20 protein-coding genes are annotated in these 25,798 nt (G+C 64.1%); 13 read left to right on the top strand and 7 right to left on the bottom strand.

Annotated features, from left to right (window positions below; translation table 11 throughout):
* Positions 1 to 121 precede the first annotated feature (121 nt).
* Entirely contained in the window at positions 122 to 607 is a 486-nt protein-coding gene (locus L286_RS48020; RefSeq protein ID WP_238559322.1) for a thermonuclease family protein, read from the bottom strand.
* 675 nt (positions 608 to 1,282) lie between these two features.
* Here L286_RS48020 and L286_RS49620 point away from each other — a divergent pair.
* Positions 1,283 to 1,417 carry a hypothetical protein gene (locus L286_RS49620; protein ID WP_274518525.1) on the top strand — a complete coding sequence of 45 codons (135 nt, stop codon included), beginning with the start codon at positions 1,283 to 1,285 and terminating at the stop codon, positions 1,415 to 1,417.
* 943 nt (positions 1,418 to 2,360) lie between these two features.
* On the opposite strand, the gene L286_RS40190 is transcribed toward L286_RS49620, so the two are convergent.
* Complete coding sequence (locus L286_RS40190; RefSeq protein WP_021223699.1) at positions 2,361 to 3,614, bottom strand: tyrosine-type recombinase/integrase; 1,254 nt, start codon at positions 3,612 to 3,614, stop codon at positions 2,361 to 2,363.
* Between the two features lie 128 nt (positions 3,615 to 3,742).
* Between L286_RS40190 and L286_RS40185 the strand changes: the two genes are divergently transcribed.
* From L286_RS40185 to L286_RS40175, 3 genes are all read left to right on the top strand, one after another.
* Positions 3,743 to 4,909, top strand: a complete 1,167-nt coding sequence (locus L286_RS40185; protein WP_007686500.1) for a hypothetical protein — start codon at positions 3,743 to 3,745, stop codon at positions 4,907 to 4,909.
* Between the two features lie 96 nt (positions 4,910 to 5,005).
* The gene (locus L286_RS40180; RefSeq protein ID WP_007686501.1) at positions 5,006 to 5,404 is read left to right on the top strand and encodes an MbcA/ParS/Xre antitoxin family protein; all 399 of its coding nucleotides are present in this window, start codon (positions 5,006 to 5,008) and stop codon (positions 5,402 to 5,404) included.
* Entirely contained in the window at positions 5,404 to 6,087 is a 684-nt protein-coding gene (locus tag L286_RS40175) for an RES family NAD+ phosphorylase (RefSeq protein WP_013041559.1), read from the top strand. Before L286_RS40180 ends, L286_RS40175 begins: the two co-directional genes overlap by 1 nt.
* Before the next feature lie 44 nt (positions 6,088 to 6,131).
* Here L286_RS40175 and L286_RS40170 read toward each other — a convergent pair whose 3' ends face one another.
* From L286_RS40170 to L286_RS48005, 5 genes are all read right to left on the bottom strand, one after another.
* Positions 6,132 to 6,482, bottom strand: coding sequence for a hypothetical protein (locus tag L286_RS40170; RefSeq protein WP_007688086.1), 351 nt, complete (start codon positions 6,480 to 6,482; stop codon positions 6,132 to 6,134).
* A 64-nt stretch (positions 6,483 to 6,546) separates the two neighbouring features.
* Positions 6,547 to 7,560, bottom strand: coding sequence for a ParB/RepB/Spo0J family partition protein (locus tag L286_RS40165; RefSeq protein ID WP_013849890.1), 1,014 nt, complete (start codon positions 7,558 to 7,560; stop codon positions 6,547 to 6,549).
* A 47-nt stretch (positions 7,561 to 7,607) separates the two neighbouring features.
* Complete coding sequence (locus L286_RS40160) at positions 7,608 to 8,810, bottom strand: AAA family ATPase (RefSeq protein ID WP_007688084.1); 1,203 nt, start codon at positions 8,808 to 8,810, stop codon at positions 7,608 to 7,610.
* A gap of 195 nt (positions 8,811 to 9,005) precedes the next feature.
* On the bottom strand, positions 9,006 to 10,094 hold the full coding sequence (locus tag L286_RS40155) for a replication initiation protein (protein WP_007688083.1): 1,089 nt from the start codon (positions 10,092 to 10,094) through the stop codon (positions 9,006 to 9,008).
* A gap of 386 nt (positions 10,095 to 10,480) precedes the next feature.
* Positions 10,481 to 10,681 carry a hypothetical protein gene (locus L286_RS48005; protein ID WP_013041755.1) on the bottom strand — a complete coding sequence of 67 codons (201 nt, stop codon included), beginning with the start codon at positions 10,679 to 10,681 and terminating at the stop codon, positions 10,481 to 10,483.
* Between the two features lie 79 nt (positions 10,682 to 10,760).
* On the opposite strand from L286_RS48005, the gene L286_RS40150 reads away from it, so the two are divergent.
* The 9 genes from L286_RS40150 to L286_RS40115 all read left to right on the top strand — a co-directional run bounded on the left by L286_RS40150 (position 10,761) and on the right by L286_RS40115 (position 25,742).
* Positions 10,761 to 11,087, top strand: a complete 327-nt coding sequence (locus L286_RS40150) for a single-stranded DNA-binding protein (RefSeq protein ID WP_007688082.1) — start codon at positions 10,761 to 10,763, stop codon at positions 11,085 to 11,087.
* A gap of 61 nt (positions 11,088 to 11,148) precedes the next feature.
* Positions 11,149 to 12,015 carry a DUF7146 domain-containing protein gene (locus tag L286_RS0124825; protein WP_007688081.1) on the top strand — a complete coding sequence of 289 codons (867 nt, stop codon included), beginning with the start codon at positions 11,149 to 11,151 and terminating at the stop codon, positions 12,013 to 12,015.
* A gap of 66 nt (positions 12,016 to 12,081) precedes the next feature.
* Complete coding sequence (locus L286_RS40145) at positions 12,082 to 16,281, top strand: strawberry notch-like NTP hydrolase domain-containing protein (protein WP_031293422.1); 4,200 nt, start codon at positions 12,082 to 12,084, stop codon at positions 16,279 to 16,281.
* A gap of 111 nt (positions 16,282 to 16,392) precedes the next feature.
* Entirely contained in the window at positions 16,393 to 18,405 is a 2,013-nt protein-coding gene (locus tag L286_RS40140) for a ParB/RepB/Spo0J family partition protein (RefSeq protein WP_007688079.1), read from the top strand.
* Between the two features lie 92 nt (positions 18,406 to 18,497).
* Complete coding sequence (locus L286_RS40135; RefSeq protein ID WP_013041752.1) at positions 18,498 to 19,244, top strand: ArdC family protein; 747 nt, start codon at positions 18,498 to 18,500, stop codon at positions 19,242 to 19,244.
* A gap of 153 nt (positions 19,245 to 19,397) precedes the next feature.
* Positions 19,398 to 20,789, top strand: a complete 1,392-nt coding sequence (locus tag L286_RS40130) for a tyrosine-type recombinase/integrase (RefSeq protein ID WP_013039032.1) — start codon at positions 19,398 to 19,400, stop codon at positions 20,787 to 20,789.
* A complete protein-coding gene (locus L286_RS40125) occupies positions 20,786 to 22,573 on the top strand; it encodes a hypothetical protein (RefSeq protein WP_013039033.1) in 1,788 nt (595 codons plus the stop codon). Before L286_RS40130 ends, L286_RS40125 begins: the two co-directional genes overlap by 4 nt.
* Positions 22,570 to 24,795, top strand: a complete 2,226-nt coding sequence (locus L286_RS40120) for an integrase (protein ID WP_013039034.1) — start codon at positions 22,570 to 22,572, stop codon at positions 24,793 to 24,795. Before L286_RS40125 ends, L286_RS40120 begins: the two co-directional genes overlap by 4 nt.
* A 44-nt stretch (positions 24,796 to 24,839) precedes the next feature.
* On the top strand, positions 24,840 to 25,742 hold the full coding sequence (locus L286_RS40115) for an ArdC family protein (protein ID WP_013039035.1): 903 nt from the start codon (positions 24,840 to 24,842) through the stop codon (positions 25,740 to 25,742).
* The last annotated feature ends 56 nt before the right edge of the window (positions 25,743 to 25,798 follow it).

The raw sequence follows: 25,798 nt of genomic DNA, 5'->3' as shown, positions 1-25,798 counted from the left end.
AAACACGATGGCTTTCGGATTGGCGGCGAACACAGGCTTGAGGTCGTCATAAGCGCCTAAGCGTAAAGATGAAGGTTGAGCTGGCAGGCGATTATGCCCGTGCGGCTGAATTCGCTGACGTTCAGCACCATGGCTCCCGCCTGCCGCTCCATGTCCGGGCTAGCCCCTCGCTAACCAACACATCACCGAGTGACTGACCGCCCCGTGTCAACACCCGCAATTTTCTCCCATATCGATCGGTATCGCGATCAAGCGTGGCCACAATGAATGGCCCGGCATTGACCAATTGGTGAAGCCGCCGCGTCGCACGCTCGCCTAACTCTGCTTCTGTTGGGCAGTGCGGCGGGTGCGTTTCTGGCGCATCAATATCGGCAACTCTGATCTTCTCCCCATCAAGCCAGATCGTATCGCCATCAACCACGCAGTTGGTGCCGCCGCCGGTATGGCAAAGGGCAAAGGTGCGGGAGACATCATCCCTGGCCTTCGCTCCATCGGGCATTGAGAGCGAGGCGAGTCCTCCGGCGATGCCGATGATGGCGAAGCTTGCCAGCATGACAGGCGAACGGGGCGCCTTTTCGCGGCGGCGGAATTTGAGGACATTAGACATTGGATGGGATTAGGGCCTTAGCTTCGTTACGTAAATCAAACGTCACCGACGCCCATCAACTGGCTAGGATATGCGCACGCCAGCGATAGCGCATCGTCAAGATCCGCGCGCAGCCAGCGGTCATAGTCGTCCGGTTGAAGGATGACAGGACAGGCCGGGGTGGATAGAGCCGACAACATGCGTGGCAGCGTCGCCATCATAGCCACAGGTCAGGAAGGAATAGACCGGCAGGCTTTCCGTGGGTCGCCAGCAGCGGCGACGGCGTTTCGATAGTGCATGGTCTGAAGGCGCTCAGCCTCATCGAATGACACCGGCGTCCATTCCGACGAAGGGTATACCGTATCGTAGATTGCCTTAGCGGCGCTGCGCAGTGGCGCCTGATTAGGGGTCTGCTCCGCCATCGCAGAATCAACTTTCCCACATGAGAACAAATGGGGACCATGCCTCACAGGAAAGGAGTCGGCAATGATGAATATCGATGGCGCGTTCCTTATGGGCGTGGCGGCAATTCTGACGAGCGTGGTGCACTTATGGAGAGCGGCGCGGTCTGGCAGGGCGGAGGAACCTTGGCATGGTTCATGCGCTCATCGCAGGCAAATTGGAGAGATGACGCATGAGAAATCTGATCGGAACAGCAGTTGGGGCGGCGATCGACCGGCGGGACGGTGACAGCGCGTGAAAGGCGCGATCATTGGCTATGTGGCATCTGGTGCGTTGAAGACCGCCGCAAAGCTGGGGGTTCTGGCGGCGATCGCTGCTGGAGCCTACCGCTTGGTGCGCAAGTCAGATAAACCGCAGGCCACCTACTGACGCAGTCGCTGGCCGGGTCATTGCGCATTCATGATTGCGACCTAATATTGGATCTGCCGCCTGTTCCCCTCGGGCGGTCCTGAACCTCGGCCTCGTCGTTGAGCTTGCTCCGACGGGGCCATTTTCTTTCGAGCGACCAAATTGTCTAGGGGTCCTAACGAAAGAAGATCGACTATCATAACGCGGCCCCCGCTCATAAATGGCTGGCAATACAATCTTCCGATGCGTTGTCTCAGGGAACGAGCATCCACGCTATGAAGGCGCGGGCAATCGTCACCATCAGCGCTGCTCCAACTCATCCTGTGGTAGACCCATGATTGGCATCCTTATCGCCCAAAGAAAATTCACGGGGTCTCGTTGATGGCCTGCCGAAGGCCGGATCCAACGTCCTGCCATCCGAGCCAAGGCAGTCCTTCGCAGCGGCAGAGTCAAGGCTAACCGCCAGGTGATTCGCGCAGGCGGAAACGTCAGCCAGACGAAGCAGCCGCTTATGACGAATAGCTCGCGCTCCGCGGGATGTATAACGCGCTTCATGATTGCGCGGATTACAACACTTACAAGCGACGGTCCCAGCTGCTGACCGCGACGCTCGTCGAGTAAGACTAGCTCTCCGGTAAGTCCATGTCTGCGAGACAGGTTTTGGTCATAGCGGCGGTTCACGACGTTGTCGCTGAATGGCGCATGTTGGTCGGGAGCTGCCGGCGGGTTTGCCCCAGATTTTGTCGCTTATTGGCAATCGCGTGAGGCGCGATCGTGCCGAGGCTCGGCAGGCGGCAGCGCGACGGCAACTATCGCCATATCTCAACTCTGGACCGGACGTTCGCCTATCGGCCAAGCTTCAGTCGTAACATCACGCCGCGCGGACAAGCGCCGAACGTCGGCCTCTGACAGGAGCAAACGCTCAACCTGTCCGGTGGGAACTACGGCTTTGTCCCAGGTGTAGTCATTCAAGCTTGCGCGCGAGACGACCCACGGCTCCTGCTTCGGCAGCAAGATTGCGATTATAGGCCAACGGCATGCGCGGGCTTTTCCAGCGCAGCGCGTCCATGATGCCGGCGAGCTCCTCGCCGCTGACGAACAGGTCCTGGTTCAGCCCCACCCGCGTCGAGTGGGCGCTGATCCCGTTGAGCAGCCGGACCAGATCGTCGGCGGTGAGGTCGGGCAGTGCGCCGCGGTCAAACGCGCGGCGAATGATTGCGCGCCAGAGCGGCCCGATCGATCCGGGATGCAGCGCCGTGTCTCCCACATCATAGTCGACCCGCGCGGGCTGCGCCGGCTTGCCGGCGGCCCGCAGGAGCAGCAGTCTGCCGTCCGCGTCGCGCCGGGCGATCCCTTCCCCCGCCACCGCCGGCTTCGCCTTGAACCGGCGCACCTGGACCCGCCGAAACAGCGGCCCCTCTTCGATCCCCGCCGCCGCTAGCCAGGCGGTGATTGCGCGCACGGAACGGGGCGACAGGAACGCCGTCGCCCCCTCCCCCTCCGCGTCGCCCTTGCTGCGCGGAACGCGCAGCAGCCGCGCCTCGGGATCGGTCGCCTCGAGGATATGCGCGACGTCGATCGCCACCAGCTCGGACGCGCGCAGGCCGGTGTCATAGGCGGTCGAGAGCAGCGCCCGGTCGCGCAGCTCGGGCAGCGTGTCGCCGCAGCTGTCGAGCAGGGCGCGGAGATTGAGCCCGCGCGGCGTGTCGGCGGCGACGTCGCGCACCGGCCCCTTGAAGCGTAAGGCGCGCGCCTGGCGCTGCGCGGTCCCCTTGTCCTTGCGGATCGCGCGCAGGCGAAGCTTGACCAGTTCGGCTTGGGTCGGGTCTTTCAGATCGAGCAACTGGTGGATCTTGGCGATCGACGCCTTGTAGCGCGCGAGCGAGGCGGGCCTGGCCCCATGCCCCGCCCGCCCGACCAGATAGTCCGCCACCACCTCGGCCGTCGCCGGCAGCGCGATCCGGCCCGTGCGCCGGCACCAGAGGTCGAACGCTTCAAGGTCGCTCTTCAACGCGCGGCGCGAGTGCGGCGAGCTCGCGGCCTGATAAGCAGCGATGAGCTCCTCGTTGATAACGATCCGTTCCCCGGCCCGCATCTGCGTCGCCGTCGAGGCCAGATCGGGCATCGCGGCAGCAGGCAAGGCGACAGCCTCGCCGCCAGCGGCCGCGATGCCCCCGTTTTCGGCGCTGTCGCGCTGGCTTGCCCCGCTTGCATCCATGGCCCGGTTGTAGCGCAGCTAAAAGAGAGACGTCAAATCCGCTTCTGCGATAACTGCAATTATCACATGTTCGTTCACCAACCACCTGAGTAGTTGTGCAGTGTTTTGGCATTCACTACACATCGGGCATGGAGCGCTTCCATCCCCTCGCCGCCGACACCGACGTCCCACCCGAGGAGCTCGCCCTCGCGCAAGGCGAATGCGCGCTGGCGCTCGGCCGGCTCGACGGGCTCCTCGCCAGCCTCACCGATATCGAAAAACGGCTGTTCTGCGTAGGGCTGCTGCGGGAGGTGTTGCTTTCATCCCTGGCGCAAGCGGGATTTGCGGACGCCGAACACCGGTTCAACGCCTGGTTCGCCGGGCTCGACCGCGGCCCCCAAGAGACACCCCTCACCGGCTGCTCCGCCTATGCCGTGGTCCGCGCCCTGCTCGGCGAACTCAGCCGTCATCCGTGGGAACCGCTCGCCGATGCCGCGCAGACCATCGCTCTGGCCGCTCGCTTCGGGGCCGACCGCCCGATGCAAGCCGAAGACGCGCTGGCGGAGGAAGCGATCGGCAGGGCGATCACGCTAATGAAACAGGCCGGCGCGGATGACGAGACCCCCCTGCCCTTCGCGGGTCTGGCCCGCCTGCACGCGCTGCTGCGCGCCGATCCGCGGTTCGCGCCGCTGGAGCGCGCGGTGCAAATCCGTTCGTTTGGGAACCGCGCGGTGGCGATCGAGCAGGCCGCCACGCGCACCCCGCTCTGGGCGGTCGATGCCGCGCTGGGGCGGCTGCTGACCGCGTCCGGCGCGTGGGCCCGCGCCCTCCCCTGCCCCGGCGCGGTGACGGCGCAAACGCTGCAGCCGCAGCTCTGGCCGGGCGAACGCGCCATGCTGGCGGCCCGCAGCCTCCAGCGCAGCGTGACCCGGCTTGCCGAGCTGGTCGCGCAAGCGCGGCGGCGCGCGGTGCTGATGCGCGAGCAGTTGGGGCACCTGCGCTCGAGCGCGCGGGCACCGCAGGTGTGGATCCTGCTCGCTGGTTTTGCGCCACTCGGGCTCGATCAGATCACCTGGGCGTTCGGGATCAGTCGGCGCGGCACCTATGCGATCGGCGACGCCCTTGTGGCGGCGCGCATGGCACGGCGGGAGACGGTCAAGGGGAAGGCCCTGCTGGTCGTCGAAGAACCGGGAAGGGATGGGCAGCCGGCGTCTTTGGACCAGGCTACCGCCCTCCCCCATGCGGCTCTTGCCGAGTTCGACGCGGCGATGGGTGAGATCGACCGGCTGCTCGCCGGCAGTTCTGGCCATCCCTGACGCGGCATCGCGCGCATTCGGCGTGTATGAAAACTGATCTCTTCTTGACGTTATGTACAGATATCATACATAGACAGAGAAAGAAGGAGATGGCCAATGGCCACAACTGCCCATTCCGGCGTCCCCGCCAAAGCGCCCAGCCGCAAGGATCTGAGCGGTCCGGCGCTGCGCACCTTTTTCCGCATTGCCGACGCCTGGGACCTCAAGGAAGCCGAGCAGATGAAGCTTCTCGGGCTCGACAGCCGCTCGACCTTCCAGACCTGGAAGCGCGGCGCGGTCGCGGCGATTCCCAAGGATGCGCTGGAGCGCATCTCCTATGTCATGGGGATCTACAAGGGGCTGAAGATGCTCCTGCCCCGTACCGCCAACGAATGGGTACGCAAACCCAATGAGGCGCCGCTGTTCGCCGGACGCCCGGCGATCGAGCGGATGGCCTCGGGCAATGTCGCCGATCTCTACGTGGTGCGTCAATATATCGACGCGCAGCGCGGCTGATGGATGCCATTGCGACGACGCAAGTGCGGTGGCAACCGTGCTACCGGATCGTCGCAAGCCGGTTCCCGCCCATATCGCTGTTTGAGGATGTCGCGGATCCGGCCGACCTGGAAGCGGTCTATGCGATCGAGGCGATGACCAACGACCGGCTTCGCGACGAGGTCGGGGACCTCGCCCTCGTCCCACCGGAGGACCGCGTATCGGGACCCGGAACATCGGCGATCATGGCAGCGTTCACCCACCTAAATCCCGATGGCAGCCGGTTCTGTGACGGCAGTTTCGGGCTGTTCTACGCTGCCAGCACCATCGAGACTGCGGTTGCCGAGACGCGCCATCACCGAACCCGCTTCATGGCGTACACCCACGAACCGGCGCAGGAACTCGACATGCGCGTCTACGCGGTCGACCTGGACGCCATGCTCCACGATATTCGCGGCCTGCGCGATGAACGCCCTGCCCTCTACGCCCCGGACAGCTATGCCGCCGGCCAGGCGCTTGGCCGGCACCTGCGTGAGCAAGGTTCGGATGGCATCGTGTACCAAAGCGTGCGCGACGCCGACGGCGAGTGCGCCGCGGTGTTCCGCCCTCGCCTACTCGCCAACAGCCGACAGGAGCGGCACCTGTGCTACGTTTGGGATGGCCGGGCGATTGTCACCGTCTACGAGAAGAAGACATTCGCCTAAAGGTCCTGCGGACAAGCTAACCTTTCGGCCTTGAGTGACGCCTGTCAGGAATAGACCCCGGCAGCCATACGATCGAGATCTTCCATGACGATATCGATATCGCCATTCGCAACTAATTCCGCGGCCGTTTTCCCAACTCCAGAAATGGGTTGATGCTTGAACCAGATAACCGCCTTGCCTTCTTCGCCTGCAAGTTCTGCCGCTCGCGTTATAACTCGGGCTATTTCCTCCAGTTTAATCTGCACGGTCGGGGCGGAGGGATACAGAGTCATGGCCTTAGGATCCAGGCGAGCAACGCGAGCCAAATGCGCCATGGAGAAGCGCAGGCGCTCCGCCAGACGACGGGGCGAGATGATCTCATTCTCGCGAATGTCATCCTGGAAGGCTGCAGTCATAGGGCAGTCCATATTCAACATGTGAAGACAAAACTCTCACGTCTCAGAACCGCTGAAGATTGTCCTAGCTCCAATGCTGATCGAGCAGCGCTTTCAACGCGGCCTCCGCTTCAGCCCGCGTACCACCGGCATGCGGGAGCAAGGTAAGTTTGAGACCCTTACGATCCACCGCCTCCACTTTCAGCAATGGTTTCCCCCCTTCGGACACGATCGTTTCCGGCTTTCCTGACTTCTTGGGGGATCCTGACCTCTTGGGGGGATCGGCGGCCAGAGCGAGCGCGCGTATGATATCGGGGACCGGCATCGGTGCTGCGCGATCGGACTGCACCTGAGCGAGACGTCCCGCCTCGGCGAACACACGCTGCCGCCGATCCTCCGGTTTCAAGAGAGGCTTGATCGCGGTGACATGCTTGATCCTGAGATCCTGCGGAAGGGCGAAGGCCGCCATCAGTTCCGCCGGCAGCCGGGCAAGGTCGAGATAGCGGCTGAGCCAGCTTTCCGTGACATTGATCCGCTCGGCCATCACCTTCTGGCGCCCCTCATAATAGGCGTCGAGCGCGCGCAGATAGTCGCGCGCGCGCTCCAGATCGGTGAGATCGTCGCGCGCCCGATTCTCGAGGTCAGCGAGACGGAAGGCCTCCTCGTCGGTAAGGCTACGGATATCGACGAGAAAGCGGAAATCCGGATAGTTGTGGGCGCGCAGCCAACTGATCGTCCAATGCCGGCGCGCGCCGCAAATCACCTCGAAATCGAAGGCAGGATCGTCCTTCACGCGGCGAACGATGGCGGGCATTTCTTGCTTGCCCTGCGCCTTGATGCTCTCGATGAGGTCGGCGCACCGCTCCTCATTGAGGAGCGCATATTCGCGGTTATGCCCCGCCCACATTCGGCAGCGCGCGGGATCGACAAGCTCATGGGTGCGCGAGACGACGCTGCCCGTCGCCAATTCGGCAAGCCGGCTTTCCCGGCCCGCCAGCACGCTCGCACCGATGCCAGGGCGCCGCGCCGCTGGGGCTTGCGCCCCCGGGTCGATTCCGGCGACCAGATCAGCCGCGAAGTTGGCGTTCTTCTTGCTCATCATCCACCCCTTCTACCCGGAATTGCACCGGTGCAATTTTGCTCGCATCAGGCGAGTCCCTCCTTGCGAAGCCGCGTCAAATGGCTCGGCCACATCGACCGAATGTCGACCTCAATTTCACTGTTCACGCCATCAAGATAGGCAAGGCAGCGGTTGCGCACCGTCGAACTGGTGACCGGGCCGTCCAGCTCGTAGACGGTCATCAGCCGCGCCGTTGCATTGTCGATTTCGGCCGAATCCTTGAGCGGCGTACGGACGATCGCGTGACCGAAAAGGGTCCGCATCAGGTTCAGCAGTTCCTTCTGCATCGACTTATTCTCATCGACCTTGGACGCCACAAAGCGCAGGAACTGCAGCGACGGCGCCAAGCCGCGATCGGCCAGCGTCTCTATGGTCTCATCGAGCATGGCGAGGAAGGCCGCCGTCGACGAGAAGTCCATCACCGTCGGCGGAACCGGCACCACCAGCGCATTGGCCGCGCGCAGCACCGAAAGCGAGATCGCGCCGAGCGCCGGAGGCGGATCGAGAACCACCACATCGAACCGATCGGCAATGCTCGCGATGCCTTGCGCCATGCGGTCGATCAGGTTCCCCTGCCCCCGCGCCATGCGCGCTGCGATTTCATATTCCGACTGGAACAGCCGCAGATTGGCCGGAACAAGCTCGAGGCCGTCGAAGTGGGTCTTGCGCAGGGCATAGTCGAGCGACTCCATGTCGTCGTGCCGCAGGAATGGATAGAGCGTGTCCTCCTCGGTCAGGTCGAGGTCGGGCACATAGCCGAATAGCGTGGTTGCCGACGCTTGGCTGTCGCAATCGATGAGAGCCACCCGGTAGCCCTTGATCGCGAGATATTGGGCCAGGTGCACCGAAAGAGTCGATTTCCCCACCCCGCCCTTGAAGTTCTGCACCGCGATAACGCAGCAGGGATCGGTTGCGGCCCGCCAGGGCCGGGTGCCGAACAGTCCGCGCATGTCGTTGAGCTGCGCCAGGGTATAGCCGACACGCCGATTATTCTCGGTTCGCGGAGGCGGCGGCAAGCGGCCGTCCTTCTCGGCCTCGCGAATGGCCGCCGCGGTTCGGCCGACCAGTTCCGCGGCCTTGCCAATCGGGAACGTCGGCTCGCGCCGCTCGTCCGCCCGGGCACTCCGCGCGGAGTCGCGGAGCCGCTCGAGGACAGAGCTGGTCCGTTGTGCGAGCGTCGAGACGGACAGCAGGTCCTGCGTGCCCTCAATGTCGAGTGATGCAGCCAAGAGAGGCCCCCTTGCGAAACTAGAGGGGGCATAGCTCAATTTGCACTTTTAGGTCAATCGAAGGCTGATTTTCGCAAGTCGGCCCAGCCCGAAGGGCGAAACTTGCCCAATCTGCGCCGCAGACCTTTTGCGCCCCCTCGCAACCTGACCCCTTGGGGGCAGTTCACCCCGAAATTGCACCGGTGCAATTTCGGCTCAGGGGCGCCCGCGTCGTGCCAGGAAACTCTCGCAGAAGCCGGTCCAGGATGCGATCAGCTTGGCGCCCTTGAGCTTCGCCAGCCTTTCGCCCATCTGCGCGCGATAGGCATCGGCAATGAGATCGATGTCCCAACCGCCGCCAGCCGAACGGCCGATGGCCGCGAGCGTGTCCGAGCCAAAGCGGATCGTGCCGTTCGGGAAGGTGACCTCCCCTGCCCCAGCCTTATCCTTTGACACCAAGGCCGCCACCGCCGCCTGTGTGACAGCCTCGACGGCAACGGTCTCCACCTCGTCCTCGCGCCGCGCCTTTCTGCCCGCAGAGTGCCGACCGATCTCATCCACGGTCGCGATTTGGGCCGGAGCATCCTTGGGCTCAAAGCGGAATTCGATTTCGGTGACAGTTCTGCCCTGGCGGATCTCCCGCCACTCCACGCGAAAATGGGCGAGCTGGTCGATTTCGGCCTTCGCCTTTTCGAGAACTTTGCGGCGCAGCTGCGCGAAATCCTTGTAGACGTCCGGCGCGATGCCGAGCAGCGCACGCAGCGCCGTCATGTCGCCCTTCCAGAGCGACTGGCGCCTATGCAGCCTCAGCGCCCCGATCTCGTACAGCTTGAGCGCATAGGTTGATCGGAAGCCGAGCACCGCCTGGCGGTTCAGGACCGCATAGGTCTCCGATTCCTGGATCAGCTTTCGGGCTTCGGGCGTGAACTCCCACTCGATCCACCCAGCGTCCGCGCCCTCTTCGTCTTCCGCTTCTTCGCGCGACGACGAGATAAGCGAAAAGCGCAGCGTCGCCTTCTTGCCGCGCCAGGACTTGTCGTCGACCGCGAAAAGCGTGCGGTGCAATTCCTCAAGCATATCCGAGATGCGCTCATTGCCCTTGTGGCCGCGGCGAATGTCCGCCTTTCGCATCTTGTGCGGGCGGTCCTCCCAGGCATCACCGCCCGCGGTCAAAATCATCAGCGCAAGCAAACGCGAAGCAGTCAGGCTAAGCGACTGGCCTTTGACGAACTTGACCTCGACGATGCTGCCGGGCTTGGCGAACTCGTCACCGCCCTTTGCCTGCAGGGCGGCAGCCACCCGCATCGCCCGTCCCGGAGAAGCGTCATCGCCGGTGGGGGAGGGCGTTACAGCGTGATCTAGGGCTTGCTCGTCATCCATGCCATGAAGTCTGCGCCGATTCGTCCAGCGTGGGAGAAAATCTGCCTGACCTGTCCTTACGCGTCAAGTCAGGGCAGGATAGACACCGGATTCGGCCCCCAAGAGGTCAGGATGGAACTTCGCTCCGAAGCAGCAAACCATGAGGAAGTGCGGCGAGTCGCGTTTCCAAGCGCCCGGACCCGCGCAAACGGCAGCGCGGACGCCGAAGAAAGTCCCTGACGAACGCTATGGCGAGCGAATCACTCCAGCAGGAAGCTGTCCCCCATACGGTCAGGAAGGCCCCAGCAGGTCAGGTTGCATCCCCCGATCGGTCAGGGAAGCGCCCCCGGAAGGGCAGGCAAAATCCCCCGTCCGGTCAGGATAAGCTTGCTCAAACCCGCAGAAATGCTGTGCTTTCGGCCTCCTGAATCTGAATCCTTTTGAATCGGAAAAGCTTCCGCTGCGAGCAGCGGCGTTTTGATTCTTTTTATTTTGAGAAAGAGATCGGCGTCGCGCCTGATGCAATCGTTCAATCCCCCCGCCTGGAGGGATACGCGAAGTTAGCCGCCTACGATAGGCTGCCGGCCAAATGACCTTGCGCATGGAGGGTGCATGATCAACTTCGCCAAGTTCGAGATCATCGGCCGGATCGGGGAAATCGACGCGCGGCCGAAAGTCACCCTGCTGTCGGTCTGCGCGAATTATCGCCGCAAGGGTGACGATAACGAATGGCAGGAAGACAGCCACTGGAACCGCGTGAGCGTCTTCAGCGAAGGCCAGCGAAAACATATCGCCGACCGGGCTCAAGTCGGGGATCTCGTGCGCATAGCCGGACGGCTCAAGGACAACTCCTATGAACGCGACGGCGCGACGCACTACACAACCGATCGCATCGTCGAGGAATTCGGGATCCTGGCACCCAAAGGCATGCCGGGGTGAAATATCGGGGAGGGGAGGGCGCAATCAGCAGCGGCGCTCCACCACTTCCGAGGATTAGTCGATGCCCATAGCTGCTCCCCATCGCGCCAAAGCCATTGTCGAAGCCCTGGGTGGGATCTGGCGCGGTACGCGCGGCGAATGCCGGTGCCCGGCACATAACGATCATGGTCCCAGCCTGTCGGTACGCCTGGGCGAGCGGGCGATCCTGTTCCACTGCTTTGCCGGCTGCGACACGCGCGATGTTCTGGCTGCTTTGCGCCGGCGCAAACTTCACGATGCGGAGCCGCTCACAATGCCGCGCCCGAAGGCGGCCGCGGACCATCGCGCTCTTGCACTTCGCCTATGGAAGGCGAGCCAGCCCATCGCCGGATCTCCAGCGGCCGATTATCTGGCGGCGCGCGGTCTGCCGCCTCCCTATCCGCGTTGCCTGCGCTACAACCCGCGCACCATCGTCGGGGCCGGTGAGCGCCGCCGGTTCTTTCCGGCGATGATCGCCGCGGTCGAGAATGATCTGGGGGTTGTCGCCGTCCAGCGGACCTGCCTCGATCTCGCCGACATCCTGCACAAACCCATGCCAAAGCCGAAGATTGCCCTTGGCCTTCTCGGCGACGCGGCCATTCGTCTGGCGCCGGCCGGCGAGGAGCTTGGCCTTGCCGAAGGCATCGAGGACGCCCTTTCAGCAATGGCCTGGTTCGGAACGCCCACCTGGGCGCTGGGCGGGGTCGAACGCCTTGGGCTTGTCGCCATCCCCGAACGGGTCAAGCGTATCATCGTCTATGGCGATCGCGGTGCCGCCGCTGCCGCCATGCTCAAAAAAGCCCGCCCCCATCTCACAGCCAATGGACGCGAACTGGTGCTCCGGCTGCCGGAACGGCACGCGGACTGGAATGATGCTTGGCGTGTCCGCCGGGCCGCCGAGGCGGCCTGAAAGGGGAGGGAGCCTTCCGGCTGATGACCTGGCGCTGATGCCAGGTGTCAGACCTGGAGATGCCCCATGGCCACACACCCCCTCGCGCTCACGCTGCCGCTCGATGATCCCGCCCGTACCGCTGCTCAAGGCATAGCCGACCGGCTGTCCGAAGGATGTCCGGTTGCACGTAACGACCTCCTTGCCGAAATGACCTCCGCTTTCGGTGGCTCGAGCGCCGATGGCCTGTGGTCATTGCGCGACGCCTACGATGTGCTCGAACTCGCGCAGGTCCTCCATCTGAAGAACGCGACGCTCCCGGCAGATGCGAATGCGCGGCTCGCCCAGCTGATCGCTATGACGGCGGCGCTTCCCACGCAAAGCGTGCGTAGCGAAACGCAGATCGCGTTCCAGCAATTCTCGACACCGGCGCCGATCGGCTTCCTTGCCGCCAAGGCAGCCGCGATCACGGCACACGATATCGTGCTCGAGCCCTCGGCCGGGACCGGCCTCCTGGCCGTACACGCCCATCTCGCCGGCGCGCACCTCCTTCTCAATGATATCGATGCCTGGCGCACGCGTTTGCTGCGTCACGCCTTTCCCGAAGGCAGGCTGAGCACGCATGATGGCGAACTGATCGACGATATGCTCGATCCGCAACTGGTGCCGAGCGTCGTGCTCCTCAATCCGCCCTTCTCGCGAAGCCAGGGGCGCGCGCGCGATCGCCATGCCGCGCTTCGCCATTTGCGCTCCGCGCTGTTGCGGCTTGCTCCAGGCGGGCGCTGCGCCGTTATTCTCCCCGACCGCATCGAGACGGAGGACGCGGATTGGCTGCACGCCACTGCGGGCGCGCATGCCCGGCTGCATCTCGACCTGCCGCCCGATGCCTATGCCAAGCACGGCACCGGCCAGGCAGTCCAGCTCATACTCCTCGAAAAGGACGGGGCAGGGGGCTCGGTCCCGCGCCAGACCTGCACGACGCTCGGCGCTGCGCTTGCGGCCATCGATGCGATGGCGACCCCATGCGCGCCGCAGCCGCAGCCGATCTCCCGCCCCAGCGGATTGTTCCGGGGCCTCACGCGGCGGACCCGCCCCGTCTGCTCGCGTGCGGCGGTGACCCTGCCCACGACCCGCGCGGTCGCCTATCACCGTCTCGACGCGCCCGCACCCGCGGGCGAACCGCAAGGGATTTACCTGCCCTATCGGCCGAGCCGTCTGCTGATTGCCGATGCTCGTGAGCACCCAAGCGCGCTGGTCGAATCGCAGGCAATGGGATCGATTGCCGCACCCCCGGTCGCTTATGAACCCGTGCTGCCGGCCAGGATCCTGGACGACGGCCTGCTCTCGGACGCGCAGCTCGAAACGCTGATCTACGCTGGCGCGGCGTTCGAGCGCGATCTTCCCGGGCGGTTCATATCCAGCGAGGAGGGTCTTTCGCTGTCGCCGGCAGAGGCCGGTAACGCCTATCGGACCGGCTTTTTCCTTGGCGATGGCACGGGCGCCGGCAAGGGGCGGCAGGTGGCAGGCGTCATCCTCGACCAGTGGTTGCGTGGCAACCGCCGCCACCTCTGGATATCCAAGAGCGAGACGCTGGTCGAAGACGCTCGCCGGGACTGGTCGGCGCTTGGCGGCTTGCCGCTCGACATCCAGCATCTCAACCAGTGGAAGCTCGGCACCCCGATCGCGCTGGGCGATGGGATCCTCTTCCTGACCTATGCCACCCTGCGCTCCAACCGCGGCGACAGGGGCACGCGGCTGCGCCAGCTGATCGAATGGATGGGTGAGGATTTCAGCGGCGTCATCGTTTTCGACGAGGCGCATGAAATGGCCGGGGTGGCCGGCGGCGAGGGCCGGTTCGGCGCCACGAAAGGGTCCGAGCAGGGCATTGCCGGCGTCCGCCTGCAAAATCTCGCTCCGCGCGCCCGGATTCTCTACGCCTCGGCGACGGGCGCCTCGGATGTCAACAATCTTGCCTATGCGACACGCCTCGGATTGTGGGGACCGCAGACGGCCTTCGCCGACCGGCGGGCCTTCGTGGAATCCCTGCGCCGAGGCGGCATCGCGGCGATGGAGTTGATCGCCCGCGACCTCAAAGCGCAGGGCCTCTATGCCGCGCGGGCGCTCAGCTTCGCCGGCGTCGAATATGACATCCTCGAGCATCGGCTCAGCGAAGAACAGATCGCCGTCTACAATGCCTATGCCGATGCCTGGGCGATCATTCACAACAATCTGCAGGCCGCGCTCGCCGCCACGCGCGTCACCGACGGCTTCAGCGGTGCCACCTATAATAGCGGCGCGAAGGCCGCGGCATTGTCGATCTTCGAATCGACCAAGCAACGCTTCTTCGGCCAGATCCTGCTGTCGATGAAGCTGCCCTCGCTGATCCCGGCGATCGCCGCCGATCTCGCGCGCGGCGACTGCGCCGTCGTCCAGCTCGTGTCGACCTCGGAAGCGATGCTCGATCGTGCCCTTGCCGACCTGTCCCCCGAGGAGCGCGCCTGGCTCGATATCGAGCTGTCCCCGCGCGAATTCCTGGTCGATTATCTGACCGCGGCCTTTCCCGTGCGCCAGATGCGCACCTATACCGACGATAGCGGCACGGTGCGCTCGGAACCGATGATCGACGAGGCCGGGCAGCCCGTGCTGTGCCGGGAAGCGATGGCCATGCGCGACCAGCTCCTCGAGCAACTCTGTGCGCTGCCGGTCGTCGGCTCGGCGCTCGATCACATAATCGGGCATTTCGGGACGGAGGCTGTGGCCGAGGTGACGGGCCGCAGCCGGCGGATCGTCGTCGATGCCGACGGCCGTCAGCGGATCGAACGGCGCAGCGCGCGCACGAACCTCGCGGAGACCGACATCTTCATGCGCGGCGAAAAGCGCATCCTGATCTTCTCCGACGCCGGCGGCACGGGGCGGAGTTACCACGCCAGCCTCGACGCGCCCAATCAGAGCCGCCGCATTCACTATCTCCTCGAGCCCGGTTGGCGCGCGGACGCGGCGATCCAGGGGCTGGGCCGCACGCACCGCACCCACCAAGCCTGCCCGCCCTTGTTTCGGCCCGTTTCCACCGATTGCCGTGGCGAACGGCGGTTCATCTCGACCATCGCCCGGCGCCTCGACAGCCTGGGCGCGCTGACCCGTGGCCAACGCCAGACCGGCGGGCAGGGACTTTTCGACCCCCGCGACAATCTGGAGTCCGACTTCGCGCGGGAATCGCTCGACCAGTGGTTTCGCCTGCTGTTCCAGGCAAAACTCCAATCGGTCCACTTCGATCAGTTCCAGGCGCTCACCGGTTTGAACCTGGCCGGGGAGGGCGGGGGGCTCACCGAGACCTTGCCCACGATCCAGCGGTGGTTGAACCGCATCCTGGCGCTGCGCATCGACCTGCAGAACGCGATCTTCGACGAATATCTCGGCTTGATCGAAGCACGGGTGGAAAAGGCACGCGAGGCCGGCACCCTCGATCTTGGCGTCGAAACGATCGCGGCCGACCGTATTTCGATCCTCGACCGGACGGTGATCCGGCGCGATCCCGTGAGCGGCGCCGAAACCGAGATCCTGCGTATCGAAACCGAGGAGCGATATCGGCCGCTGACCCTGGAGCGAGCGCATTGGCTTCTGGCCGACCCGGAAGCGCGCGGGTTGATCAACCCGCGTTCCGGCAAGGCCGCCATTTGCCGGCCGACCTTCTCGCTGACGGACGAAGAGGGGCGGACCGTGCGCCGCTATGAGCTGGTGCGGCCGACGCGCACCGAACGGCACCGGCAGGACCTCTTCGCCGAAACCCATTGGACCGACGTGGACCGGGCGAGCTTCGACGAAGCCTGGCAGGCCGAATGCGACGCAATGGCGGCGCAGACGCGCACGCAGATCATCTATCTGGTCACTGGCCTGCTGCTTCCGGTGTGGGGCAAGCTGCCCGACGATCATGTCCAGGTCTGGCGGCTGACGAGCGATGACGGCCAGTCGCTTCTCGGGCGTCTTATTCCGGCGCCGCTGGTTGAGCGGATTGCCAGCGCATTCGGCATCGCGGCCCATGTCGAGATCGACCTCGGCGCGCGGGTCGAGCACGTCCGCACCTCGGGCGAGATCATGCCGATCGGAGCGCTGCGGCTGAAGCGCGCCTTGGTCGCCGGCGATCAACGCCTCGAATTGCTGGACTGGAAGCCCGAGGCGCTGCCGCATCTCAAGGCGGCGGGCTGCTTCACCGAGATCATCCAGCACCGCACGCGGCTGTTCGTTCCCCCGAGCCGCGCCCTCGAGATCCTCGCCAGGATCACGGACTGACCCGCGGCCGCGCCAAGCGACCGAAGAGAGGGGAGGGGGCCTTCGGCCGGGTGGGCCTGAGTGGCTCAAGCCGGCCGACGAGGTCGGCGCAACCCTCGAAGGAGACAACCGATGATCCAGTCCGTGAAGGTCAAGAACCTCTCGCTCTCGAAGGACAATGTCCGCAAATCCAATCGCGATGCCGACCTCGACAGCCTCGCCGACAATATCGCCGCGCATGGCCTGTTGCAGAATCTCGTGGTCACGCCGCTCAAGAAGGCAGGACATTTCACCGTCAAGGCGGGTGGCCGCCGCTTGCGGGCGCTCCAGCGGCTGATCGATTCAGGTCGGCTTGCCGGGGACCATGAGGTTCAGGTGCTGGTGCTCGAGGATGATGCCGGATCGGCCGAAGCGAGCCTTGCCGAGAATTTCCACCGCGTCGCGATGAACCCGGCGGATGAGTGCTCGGCTTTCAAGCACTTCCTCGACAAGGGCGCGAGTGCCGAGGATGTGGCGAAACGTTTCGGCGTCACGACCCGCTTCGTTGAGCAGCGGGTACGGCTTGCCGAACTGGCTCCTCTCGTATTCGCGGCGCTGGCGGCGGGCGAGATCACGCTGGGGGTCGCCCAGGCTTATGCCGTCACGCCCGACGTCGATCGCCAGGCGCGCGTGTTCGAGAGCATGAGCCGGTCCTATTATGGCGACAATCCCGACAATATCCGCCGTGCGCTCCTCAACGGAACGGTCAAGGCGACCGACGCCAAGGCACGGTTCGTCGGCCGCGAGGCCTATGTCGGCGCGGGCGGCCGGATCGAGCGCGACCTGTTCGGTGAAGATGTGGACGAGAGCTGGATCGACGTGGAGCTCATCGAGCAGCTGGCCGCCCAGAAGCTTGAAGCGGCCGCGGAAGCGCTCGCTGCCGAACAGAAGCTGGCGTTCGTGACGCCGGTTCTCGCGACGCATGTGCCCTATGATACGGAGTGCCAGCTCCACGAATATCATCCGCCGCTGCGCGAATTGAGCGGGGACGAGCAGGAGCGCGTCGATAGTCTCTCGGATGAGGGCGACGCGCTCATCCGCGAACTTGAGACCGAACTCGAGGACGGCACGCCCGAGGCCGAGGCGGCTTCGGCGCGTCTCGCCGACATCGAGCGGGAACTCGATACGATCGAGGCGTCGCGCACGATGGTCGATGATGCGATCAAGGACCAGCTGGGCACCTTCATCTATCTGGCGCCCGATGGCAGTCCGCGGGTGCACAGCCGCATGTTCAGCGAGCGCGCCATCCGGCAGGCGGGCGAGGATGCAGAACCCGAAGCACCGTCCGGCAAGGTCGCGGCCTCCCGGCTCAGCGCGACGCTGGTTGACGAACTCGCGACCCAGCGCCGGCAGATCCTGGCAGCCCATGTCGCCTCGGATGCCGGGTTCGCGCTCGATCTCACGATATTCCTGATGGCGCACCGGACGGTGTTCGCCAGCAGCTATGTCCGGGACCACGCGACGTTGCAGGCCGCCGCCGCGAGCTTCCCGATCGTCAGCTTCCGCGATGAAGGTAGCGCGGCGAGCAATGTCCTGACCGAACAGCGCCAGGCGCTCGATGTGAGCTGGGCAGGCGGGAACACGCTGTCGTCCCGCTTCGATGCCTTCCGGCAACTGGATGAACAGGCGCGCGCCGATTGGCTCGCCCATGTCATGGCGCAGACGCTGGAGCCGACACTCAACGTCGACGATGGCGGGCGCCGCAACGGCTTCCACGATCATCTCGGACGGCTGCTCGACATTGATGTCGCGCAATGGTGGCGGCCCGATGCCCAGAACTTTTTCGGGCGGGTGAAGAAGGACGTCATGCTCGAAGCGCTCGACGAGATCGGCGGGCCGGTGCTGCGCGGCCGATACAAGGACGCCAAGAAGGGTGACCTTGCCAATGCCTGCGCTGCGCTCTGTTCGGGGCAGGGCATCGTCGAGGCCGAAGTCCGGGAAAAGGCGCTCTCCTGGCTGCCCGACGAGATGCGGTTCGGCGCGATCGAAAAGCCCGAAAGCTTCCGGAGCTATTCCGCTTTCCTCAGCGATGAAGACGACAGCGACGGCGGGGCAGGGGAGATCGCCCCCGATGGCGATGCTGGCGACTTCGAACAGGCCGCCTGAGGCGAACGCCTAACGGCGGGCGGCGCTTTCGTGTCGCCCGCCGCCCTTCATCGGCGGCGCTGAGACAGCCGCTCTTTCGCGGAGTATCCACCATGACCCAATCATCGGGCCGGCCCTCGCCGGCCGAGACCATCACGCGCGCCATCATCGACCGGCTCGAGGCCGGTGTGCGTCCCTGGGTACGGCCCTGGCGATCATGCGCCGCGCAAGGGCGCCCGCTGCGCGCCAATGGCGAGCCCTATCGCGGCATGAACACCTTTTGGCTATGGCTGGCCGCCGAGCAGTGCGGCTATCGGTCCCGCTACTGGATGACCTATCGGCAAGCACAAAGCCTCGGCGGGCAGGTCCGTGCCGGTGAGCAGTCGCAATTTGCGATCTTCTACAAAGCCTATTCGAAGAAGGTCGATTCCTACGAACGTCCGGGTGAGCTCGTCGATGAGCAGCGCCGGGTCATGCGGTCCTATGCGGTCTTCAATGCCGATCAGATCGATACACTGCCGGGCGATTTCTATCCCGAAGCCCTCTCCCTCGTCCCGCCGGGCGACCGGCTCGGTCCGCGGGCGGAGCGCTTCGTCGATCGGCTGCCCGCGCGGCTGCGATGCGGCGGCGATCGTGCTTATTATGATCTGCGCGCGGACGTCATCACCATGCCGCCGGTCGAGCAATTCGACACGCGCGCCGCCTGGGCAGCCACCATTGCGCATGAGGCCGGCCACTGGACAGGCCATCCAGCCCGGCTTGCCCGATCGTTCGGGAAGCGCTTCGGCGATCAGGCATATGCGTTCGAGGAGTTGGTCGCCTTATCTGGACAGTCTGCACCGTGCCTGACGCACCATTGAACGGTATGCTTTGGCGCGACGCAGGGGGGCATCAGGCCGGATGAAGCGCTATCCATAAGCTGGCGTAATCCGGCCTGATGACCACCGTCCCGCAGGCGCGCAACGTGTGCGATCTGGAGTCGGGAGGGGGTCCGGGGGAGGGACTGACAAGCTGTGGATAATTCAGGTGCGTCGATCGTCATTCAGGAGCGCCGGACGGCGGATGGCCTGGACTCCTACATCCCGGTAATTCTGCGTGATGGTGCGATCTATGATCTCCACCTTGAGCGCTACTTCCTCGATTTGCCGCTGAACGGTTCGCGTTCGCGACACTCGTTGCGCGCCCATGGTTATGATGTTCTGGTCTGGGTTCGCTTTCTCGCTTCGGCCCGCGGCAAGTCTGTCTGGCAAGCCGATGCCGATGATGTCGGTGCCTATCATCGTGCCCGGCGGCGCAGCGATGCTGAGTTCCGGATTTCTGCATCGACGTGGAACCGGGCGATTGCCTCGCTCGACAAGCTTTATCGATGGGCCGAACGGGAGGGGCTGATCGAGCGTACACCTTTTACGCATCGTCAGGTCTGGCGACGATCGCACGATGGGCGCCGTGCGGCGGTCACGGGCCGCAATAACGCCTATGAGCGCGCAGCCCGTCGTTCCGACGTCCGTTTCATCGATCTCACCGATTACCGCGCCTTCCGGGAAGTTGGTTTGCGCGGCCTGACCGTTGAAGGGACCGAGCGTCCTGGAGCGCGTGACCGCAATGGCGCGCGCAACGCGCTGTTCGCCGATCTGCTGGTCACCACCGGCCTGCGCCTGGAAGAGGCATCCCACTTGCTCGCAGCTGAGATTCCGGTTTGCGACGCCCGCTCGGAACGTCAGCGGCGGGTCGAGCTTCCGGCGGCACTCACCAAGGGTGACAGGGGGCGAAGCATGCTGCTGCCGCGCCGCTTGTTGCCGGTGTTTGACGCCTACATCGCCGTTGAGCGAGCCGCAGCCGTCGCCAAGTTCGCACAGCGCCGTGGCTGGGAAGCCATCGACCGCCCGATCTTCATCCACAGCCCCTCATTCGGGCAGCGTGCATTGCATCTCGTTGGCGGTGGCACGATGGACATAGAGGTCGTCACACCGGATGAACGCGCAAGGCTTGTTATTTGCGCTGACGATGGAACGCCGCGCGAAGCCGCGGTCCTCTGGCTGACCGAGGTGGGCCATCCTGTGTTGCCCAACTCGTGGGAAGCGATCTTCGCACGGGCGAGCCGCCGCTGCACGGACGCCGGCATCCCGGTCCGGCTTAGCCCCCATCAACTCCGGCATTCCTTTGCAGTCCACATGCTTGCCATGCTGATCCAGCGCCGCCTCGCCGACGCAGCGGCACCAGTGGGCGCCATGGAAGGTTATCGCCAGCTGGTCGGCGATCCGCTTCAACAGGTCCAGCGATTGCTTGGCCATTCGAGCCTCGCGACGACCTCTATTTATCTCGATCACCTCGCCACGCGTGCCGATACCGTTGATGCGGCAGTCGAAGAACTGCTGGCACTCGTACCAGGCTATCTTCGATCATGACCGCTGCTCCACGCAAAGGACGCAAGGTCAGCTTCGCGGCAGATACGGCTGCGCCCCAAGCCGATCCATGGTCGCAGATCAGCACGCTGCGCTTCATGATTCATCCCTTATATGGCGGCGAGCTGCTCGTCGATTTCACGGGCTTGCGGCCACGCGGCCTGGCGCTCGCATTTGCCCGGAGCCTGTTCATGCTGGCTGCTCCGCGCGGCCCCATCATGGTACGTTCGTCGCTCAAGACATACGCCAACCAGCTGCCAAGCTTCTTTTCCTACCTGGCCGGGACAGGCGACGGGATCAACGGCCCTGCTGACCTTCGTGCCCATCACATTGATGGATTTGAGACATGGCTCAGCGCGCAGGGCAAGTCTTGCGTGCATGGACCAACCTATGTCGCCAAGGTCGTTTCCGTCCTTCGTCGCATCGCGGACGACAGCCCCGAGCTTGTCGATTGCGGCTTGCGGGAACGACTGCGCTACGTCAGCTCACACGCACACGTTCGTTCCCGTCCACGCGATGCCTACAGTCCGTATGTAGCCCGCCAGCTGCGCGATGCGGCACGCGCGGATATCGCTGCGATCGAGGCGCGCTTGCGGTCGGGGCCGCAGTTCGATGAGGTGCCGCAGATCGATGGCGCATATTGCAAAGCCCATGCTGCCATCGAGACATACGGTGTTCTGGGCTACCGTGATCCCACGTTTCAGAGCCTGTACAAGCTGCGCAAAAAGCGCGATCTCACCAGTGACAGGCTTAACCTGAGCCTCCACGCAGCCCACTATCTTACTGCCGACGATATCGTCCCGCTTCTTGTTCTGCTCTTAATCGAGACAGGGCTTGAGCTGGAGTGCTGCAAGTCGCTCACCCTCGATTGTCTGCGCAATGCCGCAGGGGGTACCGTCGATATCGCCTACACCAAGCTGCGGGCACACGGTGCCGAGCACAAGACAATCCGGGTGCGTGATCGCGGCTCATCCACCGCTGGCGGTCTGATCCGACGCATCATCGCCCTATCGTCCAAGGCCAGGGTCCATAACTCCAGCGATAACCTTTGGGTCTATTTTCAGCCGGGCGAGATCACCGCAGGTATTCGTCAACTGCGCTTGAAGGTCAGTGCCTGGACGCAGCGCCATTGTATTACCGATGATCAGGGTAAACCGCTCCACCTGTGTCTTTCGTATCTGCGCAAGACGCACAAGGCCTTGTGGTATCTCAAGACCGAAGGCCACATGGCCCGCTTCGCCGTAGGTCATACCGTCGATATCGCGGCACGGCACTACGCCGATATTCCCTCCCTCAGACCGCTGCACGAGCAAACCGTGGCAGATGCCCTCGAAGAGGTGCTCGCTGGTCCAATGATCCTGCCTCCTCAAGACGAGGACCGGCTGCGCGGCGAGTTGGCAAGCCCTGATCCCGATGATGGGGGCATTTCAACCGCACTGCTCAATGGCGAACAAGACGTCTGGCTTGCAAGCTGTGGCAACTTCTATTCCAGTCCCTTCGCATCCGCCGGCACGCCATGCCCTACACCGTTCTGGGCCTGCCTCGATTGCCGCAACGCGGTCATTACCGCGCGCAAGCTGCCTGCCATTCTCACCTTTCTCTCCTTCGTCGACGCTCAGCGGATCGGCCTGAGTGCTGCTGATTGGACCGCCAAGTTTGGTCATGCCCATGATCGCATCGTTCAGCAGATTCTGCCTGCCTTCGCCGAAGACGTCGTGACAAGGGCCCGTGCGCAAGTCGCGAACGACCCTCCCACGGTCTATCTGCCGCCAGAGGCACGGGCATGACCGTTGTCCAGCTTCTGGCGGAGAGCGACGATGAGCGCGATGCCCTCCCTGTGCTTATGTCCGCGCCTTTGCGCCCCGGCTGCGATCGCGCGCATATTTCACGATACGGCGATCCAGTGTGGGATCTGGCTCCCGGCGTATTTCGCGACAACGCGCGGCGCTGCCATGTCACGGTACATTTCGGCGGTATCAAAGACCCATCCATTGCTGATGCCCTGCGCCAGATTCTCCATGCGCGGCTCAATGTCGATCTCCCCGGTCACCGTTCGCGGCTTGAGCCGGCCGGGGTGCGCGGCGAGGCCAACCGGACCTTGCGCTTTTTCGACTTCGTCAAGGCTCAGCTGGGGCGTTTCGATCTCGCCCGGGTCGATCAGGCTCTGGTCGATCGCTACGCCGGAGCCTTGCGCCTAGCCGGGCTGCGCCCAGTTGCAGCGGCAGCGCTGCTGCGGATCGTCTTTGACCTGCACGAGTTGCAGCATCATCTGCCGACTGCGCGCCTGTCCTTCGAACCGTGGCCGGGACGAAGTCCGTTTTCCGTGGCGGGCGCAAAGCATATTGCAGGGGAGAACCGGACGCCGCGCATTCCTGAAGCGATCATGACGCCGCTGCTCTCCTGGTCGTTGCGCTACGTGACCTGCTACGCAGGCGATATCCTTGCCGCACGGGCAGAACTCGATTGCCTTGAAGCAACGCGCAACCGTCTGATTGCCGCTGAGGAAGGTCTGGATCCCGCTGTTCGTCGGTTACGGCAACGCCAACGCCTCCTCGACTATGTTGCATCCTTGCGGCAGCATGGGCGCGGCATTCCGATCTGGACCACGGCACATAACGGCGCAACGCGAACAGATCCGCAAACCGGCGCCGTCACGCCGCCGATCAACTACCACCTGATCCACCTCCATGCCGGTATCAACGCGCAGGCCGAACCTGCCATGCACCTTGGCCTGGCCACGGGTGCACCAGACCTCATCGCCGCTGCCATCGCAGAACTCGGCACCGAGATTGGCGGCATGGATACGCCCAATTCTGCCGATCCCGATACGGGCATGCCTTGGCGCACCCGCTTCGATGCCAAGGTTTTGCCCCTCGAGGAAGTCATGCTGCAGTCCGCAGCCTATATCGTATGTGCCTTTCTCTCAGGCATGCGGGACAGCGAGATCCAAGCCATGAGGCGGGGATGCCTGTCTATTACCAAAGCCGAAGACGGTACGATCTTGCGGCATCGTATCAAGTCCACTGCTTACAAGGGCAAGCGCGGCGGCGGCGAGGAGACCGAGTGGGTTACCATCGCGCCGGTCGCTGAAGCCATCGATGTCCTCGAACGCCTTTCCGCGCGGGCGGGACAAGCGCGCGGAACAACGACCCTGTGGCCAGTCCTCACGCTTCGGGCCAATACCAAGACGCACGTCTCTGCAGAGATAGTCCGGCAACTCAACCGGTTCCGCGATCACCTCAATGACCACTTCGGATCCGCGCAGGCACCCGTCATTCCTGCCGGACCCGACGGCCGACCATGGCGTCTGACAACGCGTCAGTTTCGCCGCACAATCGCCTGGCACATCGCCAACCGGCCCTTCGGAACAATTGCCGGCATGATCCAGTACAAGCATGCGAGCGTTGCGGCTTTCGAAGGCTATGCTGGCAGCAGCCGGTCCGGATTTCGGGGAGAGATCGAAGCCCAGCGTGCGCTTGGCCAGATTGACGATATCCTTGTCTACTTCGACGAGCGGCAAAGTGGCGCACGCCTTGGCGGACCTGCCGCGAACAGGGTCGGAGTTGTGCTTGATACTGCCGCCCACGAGTTGGCGCCGCTACCTGCCATGATTGCCGACCGTCCACGTCTGCGCACCATGCTGGGCAGTCTCGCGCGGACATTGCATGTCGGCCCGCTGGCCGATTGCTTCTTTGATCCGGCAACCGCCCTGTGCCTGAACCGGAGTTCGGAGCCAGGCGCAAGCGGGCCAATGATCTCCATGTGCGAACCGGTCCGCTGCCCCAATGCCTGCATCGCCGAACGGCATCGCCCGGCATGGCAGCGCGGTGCTGATGAGGCACGGTTGTTGTTGCGCGAGAAGCGGCTTCCAGAGCCGCAGCGGGTGACGCTTCAGGCCGAGGTGGCCAGAATCCAGCGTGTTCTTGAACAGATCGCACCGGGTACCGCCACACCGCATAACGGTATGGCGGGAGAGGAAGAGGAGGCGGGTTTGCGGGTGACGGATTGAAGGAGCGGAAGACAGTTTCCCTCCGCCCGTCGTGGAGACCTGCCATGTCCCGATCCTACCCTGCGACGCCGCGAGCCGACGTTTATTCGCGCATCACCACCGAGATTGTATCTGCCATCGAAGCCGGGGCCGGCGATTGGCGCATGCCCTGGCACCATGATGGCGCTGCCACCACCAGGCCGCAGAACGTCACCTCTCGCCGCCGCTATCGCGGCGTCAACGTGCTCGCGCTCTGGATCGCAGCCGAAGCGGCTGCCTATTCCAGCGGTCTTTGGGGGACCTATCGCCAGTGGGCATCGCTTGGCGCACAGGTCCGCAAAGGTGAACGCGGAACGACGGTTGTGTTCTGGAAACAGGCCGCATCGCGCGCCGATGATGATCATGACGATGGCGAAGCCGGACCCGGCCGCATGTTCGCGCGGGCCTTCACCGTGTTCAACCTCGCCCAGGTCGAGGGCTATGAACCCCCACCTGTCGCAGTTCTACCCGAGGGCGAGCGGTTCGGGCACGCCGAAGCTTTCGTCGCGGCCCTCAAGATCCCGATCACCGAGGGCGCCTACGATGCGCACTACCGGATCGACCTCGATCACATCTTCATGCCGACCTTTGCCTCGTTTCGGGATGCATCAGCACAGATGGGCACGCTTTTGCATGAGGCGGCCCACGCCACAGGGGCAAAGCACCGGCTCGACCGCAACTTTGCCGAACGTTTCAAGCGCGACAGCTTGGCGATCGAGGAAATTTGCGCTGAACTGACCGCATCGTTCGTACTCGCCGACCTCAGGATCGCTCACCATCCGCGGGCCGATCATGCCGCCTACGTAGCATCGTGGTTGCGCGCACTCAAAGACGACCCTCGCGCCATCTTCACCGCCGCCAGCAAGGCGCAGGCGGCCGCCGATTGGATGCACGCCCAGCAGCCCCAGCCTGAGGAGATCGCCGCATGATAAGCGCCCCGAAAATTTGCGGTAGAAGTCACATTAGGGCTGGACTGTCAGGATAT

The sequence above is a fragment of the Sphingobium sp. HDIP04 genome, assembly GCF_000445085.1.
GTDB lineage: Bacteria > Pseudomonadota > Alphaproteobacteria > Sphingomonadales > Sphingomonadaceae > Sphingobium > Sphingobium indicum.
The sequence above is the reverse complement of the archived record's forward strand: the minus strand, read 5'-3'. Positions and strand labels throughout refer to the sequence as shown.

Coding starts and splice junctions, on each gene's coding strand:
- L286_RS48020 (WP_238559322.1), bottom strand. CDS start 607: ATGTCTAATGTCCTCAAATTCCGCCGCCGCGAAAAGGCGCCCCGTTCG.
- L286_RS40180 (WP_007686501.1), top strand. CDS start 5,006: ATGGCCACAACTGCCCATTCCGGCGTCCCCGCCAAAGCGCCCAGCCGC.
- L286_RS40135 (WP_013041752.1), top strand. CDS start 18,498: ATGACCCAATCATCGGGCCGGCCCTCGCCGGCCGAGACCATCACGCGC.
- L286_RS40140 (WP_007688079.1), top strand. CDS start 16,393: ATGATCCAGTCCGTGAAGGTCAAGAACCTCTCGCTCTCGAAGGACAAT.
- L286_RS40170 (WP_007688086.1), bottom strand. CDS start 6,482: ATGACTGCAGCCTTCCAGGATGACATTCGCGAGAATGAGATCATCTCG.
- L286_RS40175 (WP_013041559.1), top strand. CDS start 5,404: ATGGATGCCATTGCGACGACGCAAGTGCGGTGGCAACCGTGCTACCGG.
- L286_RS40125 (WP_013039033.1), top strand. CDS start 20,786: ATGACCGCTGCTCCACGCAAAGGACGCAAGGTCAGCTTCGCGGCAGAT.
- L286_RS40185 (WP_007686500.1), top strand. CDS start 3,743: ATGGAGCGCTTCCATCCCCTCGCCGCCGACACCGACGTCCCACCCGAG.
- L286_RS40120 (WP_013039034.1), top strand. CDS start 22,570: ATGACCGTTGTCCAGCTTCTGGCGGAGAGCGACGATGAGCGCGATGCC.
- L286_RS40165 (WP_013849890.1), bottom strand. CDS start 7,560: ATGAGCAAGAAGAACGCCAACTTCGCGGCTGATCTGGTCGCCGGAATC.
- L286_RS40155 (WP_007688083.1), bottom strand. CDS start 10,094: ATGCGGGTGGCTGCCGCCCTGCAGGCAAAGGGCGGTGACGAGTTCGCC.
- L286_RS40115 (WP_013039035.1), top strand. CDS start 24,840: ATGTCCCGATCCTACCCTGCGACGCCGCGAGCCGACGTTTATTCGCGC.
- L286_RS0124825 (WP_007688081.1), top strand. CDS start 11,149: ATGCCCATAGCTGCTCCCCATCGCGCCAAAGCCATTGTCGAAGCCCTG.
- L286_RS40145 (WP_031293422.1), top strand. CDS start 12,082: ATGGCCACACACCCCCTCGCGCTCACGCTGCCGCTCGATGATCCCGCC.
- L286_RS40150 (WP_007688082.1), top strand. CDS start 10,761: ATGATCAACTTCGCCAAGTTCGAGATCATCGGCCGGATCGGGGAAATC.
- L286_RS40190 (WP_021223699.1), bottom strand. CDS start 3,614: ATGGATGCAAGCGGGGCAAGCCAGCGCGACAGCGCCGAAAACGGGGGC.